This is a genomic window from Klebsiella sp. C349492 (assembly GCF_042055345.1).
In the GTDB taxonomy this organism is placed as follows: domain Bacteria; phylum Pseudomonadota; class Gammaproteobacteria; order Enterobacterales; family Enterobacteriaceae; genus Klebsiella; species Klebsiella scottii.
In genome coordinates this window covers 1-14,575 of record NZ_JANQCE010000007.1, presented here as the reverse complement: position 1 = coordinate 14,575, position 14,575 = coordinate 1, and the positions used below count along the sequence as shown (strand labels likewise).

Here is a 14,575-nt window from a genome sequence, read left to right as displayed (position 1 = left end):
TTCTGGCCCGATGCGTCGGGCCTTTTTATATCAGGTCAGGTACTCATGGGTAAAAGATTGTTCAGACAGGAAGCGATAGAACATCAGCGAAGCTACTGGAAAGGGCGAGTGATTCTGTTCGGGGGCGTTTCGCCGCTGATAGTCTCCGCATGCTGTCTTGCTTTTTTAGTTATCATTATCGCCATGCTTTGCTTTTTTAAATATACCAAAAGAATTGATGTCGTCGGCGAGGTTATCACTCTGCCCCATCCTCTTAATATCTCCTCGCCGCAGCTTGGCTCGATCTCGAAACAGTATGTCCGGGTTGGTGATGTTGTTAAGAAAGGTGCCGTGTTATTTGAGCTTGATGTATCCAAAAACACCGACGGCGGCAACGTTAGTGATACCAATGTTTCAATGGTGAAAGCCAAAATTGTCAATGTTGAAGATATCATCAAAAAACTAAAAACGAACAAAGATGATTTTATTGGCACAACGGGTCGCCAGATTCAGCGCTATGAGCGCTCCCTTGATGAAACCGAGAAAATGCTGACGACGGCAAAAAAAGGTCTTTCACATATTGAGAATTCGCTGCAGAGCTATAGCGGTTATCTGCAGCGCGGGTTGATCAATAAAGATCAGTACAATAACCAGCACTCTCTATTCGTCCAGCAGCAAAATGCGTTTCAGTCATTATCATCGCAGAAAATGCAGATAGAACTGCAGCTCACCCAGACCCGTAGCGATTTAACGGTAAAAACCGCTGAGATTGATAATCAGATTACGTCACAATACAGCCAGCTGAGAGACCTGCAAACGCAGCTGATTGAAAACAGCGCGAGCGGAAGAATTTTAGTTAAGTCCACGATTGATGGCCGGGTGGAGTCGATCGCCGTTACGCGTGGCCAAATGATAGAGGCCGGGAGCAGCTTAGCCCAGGTCAAGCAGCTTAGCGGTATTGACTATTATTTACTGCTATGGCTCCCCGATAACAGTTTACCTTATGTCAAAATCGGCGATACCGTTAATATCCGCTACGATGCTTTTCCTTCAGATAAGTTTGGACAATTTTCTGGCAAAGTGATGTCCATCTCATCAATGCCGGTTACCCGCCGGGAATTATCTGACTATGGCAATAGCCAGGCTAATAGCAATACGTCGCCCACGCTCTACAAAGCAATTATCAAAATTAAAGAAAAAGAGTTTGTTTATAAGAACAGAACGCTTGTGCTATCTAATGGCCTTAAGGCGAAGAGTATCGTTTTTACCGAGGAAAGGCCGCTTTATCAGTGGCTGTTCTCACCAGTATATAAAGTAGTTCAGAGCCTTAAGGGACCCAACGATGAATAAAGACGTGCTTGATTCAATTTTTCGACGGATCAACTTTTCAATTAAGAATAAAGTCCCGGTTATTATACAGTCTGAGTCAACGGAGTGCGGCAATGCCTGCCTGTCAATGATTTGTGGGTTCTACGGTAAAGATATCGATCTGTTCAACTTTCGCAATATCTACGGCTCCTCATCGCAGGGGACGACGTTAAATGCCCTGGCGACGATTGCGCAGAAGGCTGGCCTGAAAACGCGCGCGCTATCCCTGGATATTGAAGAGATCGGGGAACTCCGTCTGCCCTGCGTACTGCACTGGTCATTAAATCACTTTGTCGTGCTGGTCGCGGTAAAAGGTAAGCGCTTTATTATTAACGATCCGGCGCTTGGGCGACGCGTGGTTCATCATAAGGAAATATCAGAAAACTTCAGCGGTATTGCGCTTGAGGCATGGCCTGATAGCGGCTTCATTCAGGAAAAGCAGCGCTCCCGGCTGAAGCTGCGGGAGTTAATGCATAACATTGTTGGCCTGAAGTCAGCGCTAACGAAAATATTGATGCTGTCGATAGTGATTGAAACGGTGAATTTGCTGCTGCCTATGGGCACGCAGGTTGTTACCGATCATGTTATTACCGCACATGATGAAAACCTGCTGCTGGTCATCTGCGTCGGGCTAATGTTTTTTACGATATTTAAAACCTGGGTCAGTATGCTCCGCGCGTGGGTCTCACTAAAGCTGAATACGCTGACCGACGTGCAGTGGAAAACGAGTTTTTTTGATCATCTGATCGGTCTGCCGCTGGCTTTCTTTGAAAAGCGCCAGCTGGGGGATATACAGTCGCGCTTTGCTTCCCTGGATACCATTCGTTCAACCTTCACCAACAGCATCGTCAGCGGAATTATTGACTCGATCATGACCATCGGCCTGCTTGTGATGCTGAGTCTGTACGGCGGCTGGCTGGTGTGGGTTGTGCTGGGGTTCACGGTTTGCTACGCCGCGATGCGCGCGATCACCTATAAATTTTATCGTGCCATCAATGAAGAGTTAATCGTCAAGCGTGCGCGCTCGGGCTCGCATTTTATGGAGTCGCTGTACGGCATCGCGACGATAAAATCTCTTAACCTGAAAAACAGGCGCTCACAGCACTGGCTGAATACCAATATCGATGTCAGTAACGCCGGTCTGAAGCAAACGCGTTTCGATATGCTGTTTGGCGGCATTAATACGTTCATTAACTCGGCCGATCAGGTTGTCATTTTATGGCTGGGCGCGCAGATGGTTATGGAGAACACGATGACCATCGGTATGTTTATGGCGTTTAACGCCTATCGCGGTCAGTTTGCGCAGCGCGCCGCGGCGCTCATCGATCTCACTATGCAGCTGAAAATGCTGTCGCTACATAACGAGCGCATTTCAGAAATTGTTTATAGCGAACCGGAGGCTGAGTCGCCGGTAAGAAAGATTTTTGCAGATGATATCGGCGTTTCTTTAGAAGTGCAGAATTTGGCGTATCAGTACGACCGGCTGTCAAAACCGGTTTTTTCTAACGTCAATATCAGCGTTGCCGCAGGAGAATCCGTGGCGCTGATCGGTGCGTCAGGCATCGGTAAAACTACGTTACTAAAAGTTATGTCTGGTCTGCTAACGCCCGAGCGGGGGGACATATTTATTGGCGGTTTTGATATTAACAAAATCGGCATTAATAACTTCCGCAGCAGCATTGCCTGCGTATTACAGGAAGACCGCCTGTTTTCCGGGTCTATTGCCGATAATATTTCGGGCTTTGATGATGAGGTGGATCAGACGCTGATCGTTGATTGCGCGATGAAATGCAATATTCATGAAGAGATTCTGCGCATGCCGATGGGCTATGAAACGATTATCGGCGAGCTTGGCGCCGGGATCTCTGGCGGTCAAAAGCAGCGCCTGCTTATTGCCCGGGCGCTCTACCAAAAACCGAAAATTCTATTTATGGATGAAGCCACCAGTCATCTTGATATTAATAATGAAAAGATGGTCAACGCGGCAATTGAATCTTTAAACATCACCCGGATTATTATTGCTCACCGTCCTTCAACCATCGCCTGTGCCGATCGGATCATTGATTTAGCGAAACTTACCTTATTGCCACAGCAGCTTACTACGGAGACTATTTTATGAACATCTTAACGGGCATTAATACCGGGATCATTAAATCACCCGACGCCGTGCTGGCGTTGGCCCTGAAGATGCAAAGCGTCTTGATTGCGGAAACGCTCATGTACCTTCCGCCGGATCGGGTACAGGACCTGGTTTTTGCTGTTTTTTGCGGTTACCGCAGGCTGCAGATGGTGTTCCGCGAGGACCCTGAAAGCATCAGAGCACGCACCATCGCTGATACAGAACGGTTAAACAATCGCACGCTCTCCGTCACGCTTGATGAGATACAGAATCCCAATGTCGCGCTTCGGGTGACCGATTTCGTGATGAAATATCGTCAGGATAGGGTCACTTTTCTGTTCTTTCTGCAAAATGAGGAGGTGATATCTGTGGATCTGACGGTTACACAGATGGAGTTTCTGCTGAACCTGCTGTTGGCGACGATACACAAGACCGGGGATGCAGCATTTGTTTCTCTGGCCCTGCAGGCAAATGATTTTATTCCGTTCTATACCGTCGATTTTGCCAATATCGGCAGCAGCGGAGTTAACTATAATAAATTTAACGTGCCGGCCTGGAAATTCTCAGCCTTCAGCGATTTTTATTCGCTGGTTATGATCCAGGAGGATGGCGATATTCCATGCGGGGCAATCATTAAAGCGCTGCCGGAGCTTGAACCGAGCCGGATTAAGGCGATTGGTGAATTATTAGTAAATAATAACCCATTGCTGGCTCCTTACCGGCAGCGAACGCTGGCCTTTGCGTGTGAAAAAATTGCTCCCGAAGTGAGAGAAGAGGAAATGGAGAAACTGCTCCGGGCGCATATCCAGCATCGAGTGACGAAGATGTCTCCATCAACGTGCTAGTTTCCTCCTGATAAGTCGGCGAGGGCGAGCGGGACGGATAGCGAGCCGGCCCGCTCGCCGCTCGGTTATGCGCGCTGCGCCGGGCGTCGGTGCCGGTACAGCCACATCAGCTTATAGGCCGCCGGAATAATAAACAGCGACAGCAGCGGGGCGGTGATCATCCCGCCAATCATCGGCGCGGCGATGCGGCTCATCACCTCGGAACCGGCGCCGGTGCCCCATAAAATTGGCAGCAGACCGGCAATAATCACCGCCACGGTCATCGCCTTTGGCCGCACGCGCAGCACCGCGCCCTGGTATAGCGCTTCGTCGAGCCGGTCTGCGCTGAAGGTTTCCGCGTTTTCCAGCGACGGCTCCGCTTCAATGGCGTGGCGCAGGTACATCAGCATTACCACGCCAAACTCCGCCGCTACCCCGGCGAGGGCGATAAAGCCGGTGCCGGTCGCCACCGACAGATGGAACCCCATCCAGTAGAGGAACCAGATGCCGCCGACCAGCGCGAACGGCACGCTGGCGATGATCAGCAGCGCTTCGCCAAAGCGACGGAACGCCAGGTACAGCAGCACGAAAATGATCATCAGCGTCATAGGGACCATCAGCTTCAGCTTCTGGTTGGCGCGTTCGAGCAGCTCAAACTGGCCGGAGTAGGAGACGCTGGTCCCCGGCTTCAGCTTCACTCCCTGGGCGATGGCCTGCTGCAGATCGTGAACCACCGAAACCATGTCGCGATCCCTGGCGTCGATATAGATCCAGCTGGTCGGGCGGGCGTTTTCGGTTTTCAGCATCGACGGACCGGTCACCACCTTCACCTCCGCCACGTCGCCGAGGACTATCTGCTGCTTCAGCGGAGTCAGGATCGGCAGCTGGCGCAGGGCCTGCGGGCTATCGCGATAGCTCTGCGGGTAGCGGATGTTGATCGGATAGCGCTCAACGCCTTCCACCGTTTCGCCCACCATCGCGCCGCCGATGGCCGACGAGACGAACAGCTGCACGTCGCCGACGCTCATGCCGTAGCGGGCGGCCTTCTCACGGTTAATATCGATATTGAGATAGCGTCCGCCGACCAGCCTTTCCGCCAGCGCCGAGGTGACGCCCGGCACGGTGCGGGCCACGGCTTCAATCTGCTCGGCGCTCTCGTCGATGTCGGCGAGATTGGTGCCGGAGACCTTTATACCGATTGGGCTTTTGATCCCGGTAGAGAGCATATCGATCCGGTTACGGATCGGCGGCACCCACAGGTTGGCGAGTCCCGGCAGGCGCACGGTTTTATCCAGCTCCTCGACGATCTTCTCCATGGTCATCCCCGGGCGCCACTGATTCTGCGGCTTGAGCTGAATGGTGGTCTCGACCATCTCCAGCGGCGCGGAATCGGTGGCGGTCTCGGCCTTACCGGTCTTGCCGAACACGCGGGCCACTTCCGGCACCGTCATGATCATCTTATCGGTCTTCTGCAGCATATCCGCCGCCTGCGAGGCGGAAATCCCCGGCAGCGTCGACGGCATATACAGCAGATCGCCTTCGTTGATCTGCGGCAGAAACTCGCCGCCCACCCGGCTGAGAGGCCAGATGACCGTCAGGATCGTCAGCGCCGCGACCAGCAGGGTCGTTTTCGGCCAGCGCAGCACCTTCAGCAGCAGCGGGTGATAAATGCGGATCAGAAAACGGTTGAGCGGGTTGCTGTTCTCCGCCGGGATCCTGCCGCGGATCCAGAATCCCATCAGGATCGGGATCGCCACGATCGCCAGCAGCGCCGCCCCGGCCATCGACCAGGTTTTGGTAAACGCCAGCGGGCCGAACAGCTTCCCTTCCTGCCCTTCGAGGGTGAAAATCGGGATAAACGACAGGGTGATAATCAGCAGGCTGATAAACAGCGCCGGGCCGACCTCCACCGAAGCGTCGGTGATGATTTTCCAGCGCGTCTCGTTGTCGGGGCGCTGCTGAGGATGCTGGTGATCCCACTCCTCCAGCCGCTTATGGGCGTTTTCTATCATCACGATGGCGGCATCGACCATCGCCCCCACCGCAATCGCAATCCCGCCGAGCGACATGATATTGGCGTTCAGCCCCTGGAAATGCATCATGATAAAGGCGAAGCACAGGCCGAGCGGGAGAGAGATAATGGCGACCAGCGCCGAGCGTATGTGCCACAGGAACAGGGCGCAGACCAGCGCGACGACGATAAACTCCTCCAGCAGCTTCGCGCTGAGGTTGTCGATGGCCCGATCGATCAGCTGGCTGCGGTCATAGGTGGTGACCACCTCAACCCCTTCCGGCAGGCTGCCCTGCAGGGACGCGAGCTTGCTTCTTACGGCCGAAATGACTTCGCGGGCGTTCTTACCGGAACGCAGGATCACCACGCCGCCGGCCACTTCGCCTTCGCCGTTCAGTTCGGCAATGCCGCGGCGCATCTCCGGGCCAATTTGTACCCTGGCGACGTCGCGCAGATATACCGGCACGCCGCTGTCGCCGGTTGTCAGCACGATATTGTTAAAATCGTCGAGGCTTTGCAGATAGCCGCTGGCGCGCACCATATACTCGGCTTCCGCCAGCTCGACGGAAGAGCCGCCGGCCTCCTGGTTGGAGGTATCCAGCGCCGATTTCACCGCCGACAGGGTAATGCCGTACTGGGTCAGCTTCAGCGGATCGACCACGACCTGATACTCTTTAACCACGCCGCCCACCGACGCCACTTCCGAAACGTCCGGGATGGTTTTCAGCTCGTATTTTAAAAACCAGTCCTGCAGCGATCTCAGCTCCGCGAGGTCGTGCTTGCCGCTGCGATCGACCAGCGCGTACTCATAGATCCAGCCGACGCCGGTGGCATCCGGCCCCATCTCGGCGCTGACGCCGGCCGGGAGCTTGCCCTGCACCTGGTTGAGGTATTCCAGCACCCGCGAGCGCGCCCAGTAGGGATCGGTGCCGTCGGCAAAAATCACGTAGACGTAGGAAGCGCCGAACTGCGAGAAGCCGCGCACCGTTTTGGCTCCCGGCACCGACAGCATGGTGGTGGTTAGCGGCCAGGTGACCTGGTTTTCAACGATTTGCGGCGCCTGTCCGGGGTAGCTGGTTTTGACGATCACCTGGACGTCAGAGAGATCCGGCAGGGCGTCCACCGGCGTGTGGACGATGGTCCACGCCCCCCAGATGCTGAGGAACAGCGCCCCCATCATCACCAGAAAGCGGTTGGCCACCGAGCGACGGATAATCCATTCAATCATTTGTCATCTCCTTAGTGCGCATGCGCCGCGTTATCCGGCATGCTCGGCGCCGCGGCGGTCGGCCGGGCGCGCATCCGATCCAGCGCGCCGGAGATATTGGCCTCGGAATCAATCAGGAACAGGCCGCTGGCGACGACCTTCTCTCCTTCGCGAATACCGGAGCGGATCGCCGTCATATCGCCGGACTGCTGGAAGACCTCGACCCGTTTCGGCACGAAGCGGCCATCGCCGTCCACGGTGATGACCCGCTGTTCCTCGCCGCTGTCGATCAGCGCTTTCGACGGGATCAGCAGCATCGGCTGACTTTGCGCGTTCAGCTTCAGCCAGGCGGTCATTCCCGGTTTCAGCGCTTCATCCGGGTTATCGACCTGCAGACGCAGCTGCAGCGTGCGGGTAGCCGCATCCACGCCGGGCAGAATGCTCCATTTGCTGATGGTGAAGGTTTTGTCCGGCCATGCCGGAACGGAAAGGACAAACTGCGAAGCGTCTTTAATCAGCCATGCGATGGATTCCGGCACCGAGGCGCTAATCCACACCGGGTCCATGCCCTGAATTTTGGCCACCACGTTATCTTTGGCGATGTTCATGCCGGCGCGTAGATCAAAGGCGGTAATCACGCCGTCAATCGGCGCTTTCAGGGTGAAGCGGGTCTGAATTTTGCGCGTCGCCTTCAGGCGGCGGATATCGTCATCCGGCATCCCGGCGAGGCGCAGCCGCTCGAGGATCCCCTCCACCTGGGTGGCGGTGCCGCCGGTTTCCTGCAGCAGCAGATATTCGCTCTGTGCCTCGACCCAGTCCGGAATGGTCAGGTCAATCAGCGGAGTGCCTTGCTTAATCTTATCGCCGACGGTCAGCGGGTAGACCCTGTCGATAAAGCCCGCCGAGCGCGCCTGGACGATGACAAACTGGTATTCGTTATAGCTGACGTTGGCCGGGAAGGTCCGGGCGTAGCTTAGCGGCCCGCGCGCGACGGCGGCGGTTTTGACGCCCAGATTCTGCGTTTGCGTCGGGTCGATGCGTACGCCCGGGGCGGCCGAGGGCTGGGCCTCTTCATCGGCGTATTTGGCCACCAGGTCCATATCCATAAACGGCGATTTTCCCGGCTTATCAAAACGCGTATTGGGGTACATCGGGTCATACCAGAACAGGACTTTACGCGCCTGCCCGGCGGCTGGCTCCGCGTCGCCCGCAGGGTGGACGGGCGAAAGCCCGATATACAGGCCCGCTGCAATAACGCCGCCAAGACACATACTGCTGATAATGAGCGCAGCGGTTTTAAGTTTTAGAGAGACCATCGTAATGCGCTCCGTGAACACCTTATTAGTTAACGTGGATATCCTGTAATAAGGAGAGGCCGCCCTGCTGGATAAAGGTGAAAGTGACCTTATCGCCGGGCTTAATCGCGTTAAGCTGGGTTTGCGGGGTGATGGTGAAGCGCATGGTCATCGGCGGCCAGTTCACCGCCGGGATGGCGTCATGGTCGATAGTGACTTTTTTACTTTCCATATCAATGGTTTTAACTTCACCGGTCGCGCTGATGAGCTGCGTCTGCCCGGCGGCTGGCGCGGCGGACATCATTTCGCCATGCTGGTGCCCGGCAGCCTGGGCGCCGAAGCTCGCTGCAGACATAAGAAGGCCCAAAATGACCGTTTTTGCGACATGATTCATGATTAACACTCCTGATATTCAATAATGGTTTATTCCAGCCAGCCGCCGCCGAGGGCGGTAAAGAGCTGAATTTCGTTAACCTGGCGGGCGTAGTTGAGATCCAGCAGGGCCTGCTGCGTGGCGAACAGCGAACGTTCGGCGTCCAGCACTTCGATATAGCTGACCGCGCCGTGCTGATAGAGCGTTCTGGCACGCTGCAGGGTGATTTGCAGGGAGGCAAAATAGCGCTGCTGGGCGCTGATTTGATCCGCCAGGCTCTGGCGCAGGGCCAGGGCGTCGGCCACCTCTTTAAAGGCGTTCTGGATTTTCTGTTCGTAATTCACCACCGACTGCTGCTGGCGGATTTCGGCGACATCGAGATTGGCCTGATTACGCCCGGCGTTGAATATCGGCAGCTCGATTTTAGGGATGAAATTCCACATCCCGCTGGCCGGATTAAACAGGCTGGAGAGGTCGGCGCTGCTGCCGGAAAGCGAGCTGGTTAGCGTAATCGACGGGAAGAAGGCCGCCCGCGCGGCGCCGATATTGGCGTTCGCAGCCCGCAGCCCGTGCTCGGCCTCTAAAATATCGGGACGCTGGAGTAAGATCTGCGAGGAGAGGGCGGGCGGCAGCCTGACGCTGTGAATATCCGCCGCGCTGTCGGCCGCGTCGTCCGGCAGCCGCTGATAGCTGCCCAGCAGCAGCTGCAGGGCGTTATTGGCCTGCGCCAGCTCGCCTTCCCGCCTGGCGATGTCGGCGCGGGTGCTTTCAATCACCCCGCGCGCCTGCTCCAGCGCCAGCACGCTGCTGCTGCCGGTCAGCAGCTGTTTCTCTACAAAAGCGTAGGACTGGCGGTAGTTTTGTAACGTCTCACGCGCCACGGCGAGCTGCGCTGCGGCCAGCCGCTGGTTGAAGTAGCTCTGCGAAACGTTTGAAATTAATAAGATGTGCACCGCGCGCTGGGCTTCTACGCTGGCGAAAAAGGTCTGCCGCTGCGCCTCGCTCATGTTTTTCAGGCGGCCGAAGAAGTCGAGATCGAAGCTGAGGTTAAGCCCGGCCTGATAGTCGCTGCTGGTGGTGGTATCGCCTTTGAGCTTCCCGCCGTAGGTGCTGCTCGCGGCGGTGCTCAGCTGCGGATAGCGATCGGCATCGGTCACGCCGTACTGCGCCCGCGCTTCCTGTACTTTAAGGGTTGCCATGCGCAAATCCCGGTTATCGACGAGCGCGGTCGCAATCAGCGATTTAACCTGCGGATCGGCGAAAAAGGCGCGCCAGCCGGTGTCCTGATAGCCTGCAGGCGGCGTCACCAGTTGGTTCTGGCTGAGAGAGAACTGCTGCGGCACCGGCGAGGGCGGCTGGCGGTAGTCCGGGGCTAAGGAGATACAGCCCGTCAGAATGAAAATAACGCTGAGCGAAATGAGCTTTAACTGGCGCATAGTGGCAGGTTTATCGGCTATCAGAGAATGCCTGTACTTTACGCAACGGCGTCTGTTTGACGCGTGACGGGAAAATGACAAAGCTGTCATTTTCCTGAGAATTCATTGCTATCCGGTTTGGCTCCTCTAAAATTGGAAACCCGCACCACAGTCGCGTGAAGGAGCAGGTGATGAAGATTTTGATCGTCGAAGATGAGATGAAAACCGGCGAGTACCTGACGAAAGGGCTGACGGAAGCCGGTTTTGTTGTCGATCTGGCGGATAACGGTCTGAATGGCTATCACCTGGCGATGACCAGCGATTATGACCTGCTGATCCTCGATATCATGCTGCCGGACGTGAACGGCTGGGATATCGTCAGAATGCTGCGATCCGCCGATAAGGGCATGCCGATCCTGCTGCTGACCGCGCTGGGGACCGTTGAGCATCGGGTGAAGGGGCTGGAGCTCGGGGCCGATGATTATCTGGTGAAGCCCTTTGCCTTCGCCGAGCTGCTGGCGCGCGTAAGGACGCTTCTGCGCCGCGGGGCGGCGACGATCGTTGAGAGCCAGTTCCAGGTGGCGGATTTAACGCTCGATCTGGTCAGCCGCAGGGTGACCCGCGCGGGCGCACGCATCACGCTGACCAGCAAAGAGTTTACGCTGCTGGAGTTCTTTATCCGCCATCAGGGGGAAGTTCTGCCCCGTTCGCTGATCGCCTCTCAGGTCTGGGACATGAATTTTGACAGCGACACCAACGCCATTGACGTGGCGGTGAAGCGGCTGCGGGGCAAAATAGATAATGATTTTGAGCCTAAGCTCATCCAGACCGTGCGCGGCGTCGGCTATGTGCTTGAGGTGCCGGATGGCGATTAAGCTTCTGCAGCGGCCTTTTTCGCTGGCGACGCGGCTGACCTTTTTTATCAGCCTGGCGACGATAGTGGCCTTTTTCGCCTTCACCTGGATAATGATCCACTCGGTAAAGGCGCATTTTGAAGAGCGTGACGCCCACGACCTCAGGCAGCTGGCCACCACCCTTGAGACGGTGCTCAACCATGCCGACTATCCACAGGCGCGGCGGCTGGAGATCTTAAAGAACGTGATCGATGGCTACGCCAACGTTTTTATTTGCCTCGATGACGGCAGCGGCAAGATCCTTTTCCAGTCGCCGAATGGCCCGGACCTCAGCCATATCATGAGTACGCCGGGGCTCGCCGCCAGGCTGCAGGATGGCAACGTCATCTCGTGGGTAGACCCGCATCCGCGGGCGTTAACCCATGACAATCACCAGATGCAGACCCGCTCCTGGCGGCTGATTATGCTGCCGCTTAGCCGTGCGGCGGACGGCAGGCCGGCCTATCACCTGCTTATGGCCCTGTCGATCGATTTCCATCTCCACTATATTAACGATCTGAAGGCGAGGCTGATTTCGGCGGCGACGATTATCAGCATCCTTATCATCTTTATTGTGCTGTTCGTGGTCTATCACGGACATAAGCCGATTCGCCGGGTCAGCCGACAGATTCAAAACATTACCTCCCGCGACCTCGACGTGCGCTTAAACCCGCAGTCTGTGCCGATTGAGCTGGAGCGGCTGGTGCTGTCGTTTAACCATATGCTTGAACGTATAGAGGATGTATTTACCCGTCAGTCCAACTTTTCCGCGGATATTGCTCATGAGATCCGCACGCCGATAACCAACCTGGTGACCCAGACGGAGATCGCGCTCAGTCAGACCCGCAGCCAGAAAGAGCTGGAGGATGTGCTGTACTCCAATCTGGAAGAGTTCTCGCGGATGTCGCGAATGGTCAGCGATATGCTGTTTTTGGCGCAGGCTGACAATAATCAACTGATTCCGGAGCTAAAAGCGCTGAATCTGGCCGACGAGGTCAGCAAGGTTTTCGACTTCTTTGAAGCCTGGGCCGAGGAGAGGGAAGTGGCCCTGCACTTTAGCGGCAGCGCCTGCTGGGTGGTTGGCGATCCGTTGATGCTGCGCCGGGCGATGAGTAATTTGCTCTCTAACGCCATTCGCTATACGCCTGGCGGCCAGGCGGTCACCGTTCATCTGACGGAGGCCAATGACCAGGTTCAGCTGATCGTTGAGAATCCGGGAGCGCCGATCCCTGCGGAACATCTGTCGCGGCTTTTCGACCGATTCTACCGCGTCGATCCCTCCCGCCAGCGTAAAGGCGAGGGGAGCGGCATTGGCCTGGCGATCGTTAAATCAATCGTCACGGCGCACCGCGGCAGCGTGGCGGTGGAGTCCGACGTACGCGCAACCCGCTTTATTCTGATGCTGCCAAAACGGGCGTAATAAAAGCAGGCCATAAAAAGAAGCCTGGCGGTGCCAGGCTTTGGGAGGCTTACTCTTCGAAGTACCAGTAACCCTGGTTGATAAGGCGCGTCAGCTCGGCGATAAATTCAGGGTTGTGCAGCGCTTTGCCCAGCTCATCTTTACCCAGTGAGGTGTAGCGGCACAGCGCATCCAGCGCCTCGGCATCGGTGATTTCCAGCGCTTCGCTGTTCACAAAGAAGCTGTCGCCGATATGCAGCACCCGCAGGCCGCTCAGGCGGGCCAGCGTTTCGCCGCCGTTGAGGGCATCAACAACCTCTTCTTCTGCATAAGGCGGCTCGGCCGGCGCGATGTCCAGATCGTGACGCGGGGTGGTGGCAAAGCGGCCGAACCACTGGGTGAAGTCCTCCGGCTGGCTAATCATGTCGATCATCATTCCGCGCAGGCGTTCGAGCTCATACTCTTCTACCCGGCCGGGATGTTCGCGACAGGTCAGGTCCGGATCGCTGTAGTGCTCACCGCCAAGATCGTTTTCCAGCGCGTAGTCGGCAAAGCTGCTGATCAGGTCGCGACCGTTTGGCCCACGGAAGCCAACGGAGTAGTTCAGCGCCGTTTCGTGGGTGATACCGTCGTGCGGGAATCCTGGCGGGATATAAAGGATATCGCCCGGTTCGAGGTCTTCATCAATAATCGGTGGGAAAGGATCGACGTGCAGCAGCGCCGGGTGCGGGCAGAACTGACGCATCGGCAGCTTGTCGCCCACGCGCCAGCGGCGGCTGCCCATGCCCTGAATAATGAAGACATCATACTGGTCGATATGCGGGCCAACGCCGCCGCCCGGGACCGAGAAGGAGATCATCAGGTCATCCAGGCGCCAGTCAGGCAGCACGCGGAACGGGCGAACCAGCTCGGCGGCGGGCATATGCCAGTGGTTTACCGCCTGCGCCAGCAGCGACCAGCCGGTTTCGCCCAGGCCATCAAAATGTTCGAACGGCCCGTTGCTGGCCTGCCACTGCTCGTTCACCAGGCTAACCAGCCGACTGTCGACTTCCGGTTCCATGGCCAGACCGGCCAGCTCGTCCGGGGTGATCGGATCGACGAAGTTCGGGAAAGCATTCTTTAATACTACCGGCTGCTTTTGCCAGTACTTCTCTAAAAACTCGGGCCAGTTAATGTTCAGTTGATAAGCCATAGATTCACACCAGTAAGGAAGAAACGGCCCTGATTATAGAAAGGTGTGAAGCGAGGGCGCTTTGTCGTGAGTCAAAGCGGCTGCTTAATCCGCCGTTTGTGGCTCCGCTAAGCCAGAGGCGGCTATCTGCATGCTGGCCGCCATGCATTTTTTGAAAAATTGGCATTTAGTCTGAAATGAGGCGCAGGCCGCGCCAGGTCTGGGTTTTAGCGGTTTCGGCTATTTGTGATATGGATGGATAAGTTCAAATAATGAGCGCTTGATAGGTTTTTTGTATTTTAAGGCTTGCCATACCAAAAGAACTCCCTATAATGCGCTCCCACTGACACGGCAAATGTGAACAACTTCACAGATTAAGCCGGGTCGGAAGAGAAAAAATCCTGAATTAAAGGGTTGACTCTGAAAGAGGAAAGCGTAATATACGCCACCTCGCAACGCTGAGCGAAAGCCGCGTTGCACTGCTCTTTAACAATTTATCAGACAATCTGTGTGGGCACTCA

Annotated in this window: 10 protein-coding genes; 5 read left to right on the top strand and 5 right to left on the bottom strand. The window is 56.0% G+C overall.

Translation table 11 applies throughout. From position 1 onward, the window contains the following. Positions 1-45 precede the first annotated feature (45 nt). Genes NWP14_RS21915 through yjeJ form a run of 3 tightly spaced genes read left to right on the top strand, consistent with a single transcriptional unit; the run spans position 46 to position 4,311 of the window. The gene (locus tag NWP14_RS21915; protein WP_375215984.1) at positions 46-1,329 is read left to right on the top strand and encodes an HlyD family secretion protein; all 1,284 of its coding nucleotides are present in this window, start codon (positions 46-48) and stop codon (positions 1,327-1,329) included. Continuing rightward, a complete protein-coding gene (locus tag NWP14_RS21910) occupies positions 1,322-3,466 on the top strand; it encodes a peptidase domain-containing ABC transporter (RefSeq protein WP_095104142.1) in 2,145 nt (714 codons plus the stop codon). Before NWP14_RS21915 ends, NWP14_RS21910 begins: the two co-directional genes overlap by 8 nt. Then, a complete protein-coding gene (gene yjeJ / locus NWP14_RS21905; RefSeq protein WP_346430479.1) occupies positions 3,463-4,311 on the top strand; it encodes a YjeJ family protein in 849 nt (282 codons plus the stop codon). The genes NWP14_RS21910 and yjeJ overlap by 4 nt, the downstream gene beginning before the upstream one ends. 65 nt (positions 4,312-4,376) lie before the next feature. Here yjeJ and NWP14_RS21900 read toward each other — a convergent pair whose 3' ends face one another. Genes NWP14_RS21900 through NWP14_RS21885 form a run of 4 tightly spaced genes read right to left on the bottom strand, consistent with a single transcriptional unit; the run spans position 4,377 to position 10,612 of the window. Continuing rightward, positions 4,377-7,529, bottom strand: coding sequence for a CusA/CzcA family heavy metal efflux RND transporter (locus NWP14_RS21900; RefSeq protein WP_375215983.1), 3,153 nt, complete (start codon positions 7,527-7,529; stop codon positions 4,377-4,379). Between the two features lie 11 nt (positions 7,530-7,540). Further along, positions 7,541-8,824 (bottom strand): efflux RND transporter periplasmic adaptor subunit, encoded by a 1,284-nt coding sequence (locus tag NWP14_RS21895; RefSeq protein ID WP_375215982.1) that lies wholly within the window; start codon positions 8,822-8,824, stop codon positions 7,541-7,543. Positions 8,825-8,849: 25 nt separating this feature from the next. Then, complete coding sequence (cusF, locus tag NWP14_RS21890) at positions 8,850-9,197, bottom strand: cation efflux system protein CusF (protein ID WP_095104134.1); 348 nt, start codon at positions 9,195-9,197, stop codon at positions 8,850-8,852. A gap of 29 nt (positions 9,198-9,226) precedes the next feature. Next, on the bottom strand, positions 9,227-10,612 hold the full coding sequence (locus NWP14_RS21885) for a Cu(I)/Ag(I) efflux RND transporter outer membrane protein (RefSeq protein WP_346430476.1): 1,386 nt from the start codon (positions 10,610-10,612) through the stop codon (positions 9,227-9,229). A gap of 170 nt (positions 10,613-10,782) precedes the next feature. Between NWP14_RS21885 and NWP14_RS21880 the strand changes: the two genes are divergently transcribed. Beyond that, positions 10,783-11,466 carry a copper/silver response regulator transcription factor gene (locus NWP14_RS21880; RefSeq protein ID WP_045853224.1) on the top strand — a complete coding sequence of 228 codons (684 nt, stop codon included), beginning with the start codon at positions 10,783-10,785 and terminating at the stop codon, positions 11,464-11,466. Continuing rightward, complete coding sequence (locus tag NWP14_RS21875; protein WP_331850151.1) at positions 11,456-12,904, top strand: Cu(+)/Ag(+) sensor histidine kinase; 1,449 nt, start codon at positions 11,456-11,458, stop codon at positions 12,902-12,904. The genes NWP14_RS21880 and NWP14_RS21875 overlap by 11 nt, the downstream gene beginning before the upstream one ends. Before the next feature lie 49 nt (positions 12,905-12,953). On the opposite strand, the gene NWP14_RS21870 is transcribed toward NWP14_RS21875, so the two are convergent. After that, positions 12,954-14,075: a JmjC domain-containing protein gene (locus NWP14_RS21870; RefSeq protein WP_375215981.1), complete on the bottom strand. Its 1,122-nt coding sequence runs from the start codon at positions 14,073-14,075 to the stop codon at positions 12,954-12,956. Between the last annotated feature and the right edge of the window lie 500 nt (positions 14,076-14,575).

What these genes read in the sequence shown, in the direction of transcription:
- NWP14_RS21900 (WP_375215983.1), bottom strand. Translation starts at nt 7,529, where the DNA reads ATGATTGAATGGATTATCCGTCGCTCGGTGGCCAACCGCTTTCTGGTG.
- NWP14_RS21875 (WP_331850151.1), top strand. Translation starts at nt 11,456, where the DNA reads ATGGCGATTAAGCTTCTGCAGCGGCCTTTTTCGCTGGCGACGCGGCTG.
- cusF (WP_095104134.1), bottom strand. Translation starts at nt 9,197, where the DNA reads ATGAATCATGTCGCAAAAACGGTCATTTTGGGCCTTCTTATGTCTGCA.
- NWP14_RS21870 (WP_375215981.1), bottom strand. Translation starts at nt 14,075, where the DNA reads ATGGCTTATCAACTGAACATTAACTGGCCCGAGTTTTTAGAGAAGTAC.
- NWP14_RS21895 (WP_375215982.1), bottom strand. Translation starts at nt 8,824, where the DNA reads ATGGTCTCTCTAAAACTTAAAACCGCTGCGCTCATTATCAGCAGTATG.
- yjeJ (WP_346430479.1), top strand. Translation starts at nt 3,463, where the DNA reads ATGAACATCTTAACGGGCATTAATACCGGGATCATTAAATCACCCGAC.
- NWP14_RS21885 (WP_346430476.1), bottom strand. Translation starts at nt 10,612, where the DNA reads ATGCGCCAGTTAAAGCTCATTTCGCTCAGCGTTATTTTCATTCTGACG.
- NWP14_RS21915 (WP_375215984.1), top strand. Translation starts at nt 46, where the DNA reads ATGGGTAAAAGATTGTTCAGACAGGAAGCGATAGAACATCAGCGAAGC.
- NWP14_RS21910 (WP_095104142.1), top strand. Translation starts at nt 1,322, where the DNA reads ATGAATAAAGACGTGCTTGATTCAATTTTTCGACGGATCAACTTTTCA.
- NWP14_RS21880 (WP_045853224.1), top strand. Translation starts at nt 10,783, where the DNA reads ATGAAGATTTTGATCGTCGAAGATGAGATGAAAACCGGCGAGTACCTG.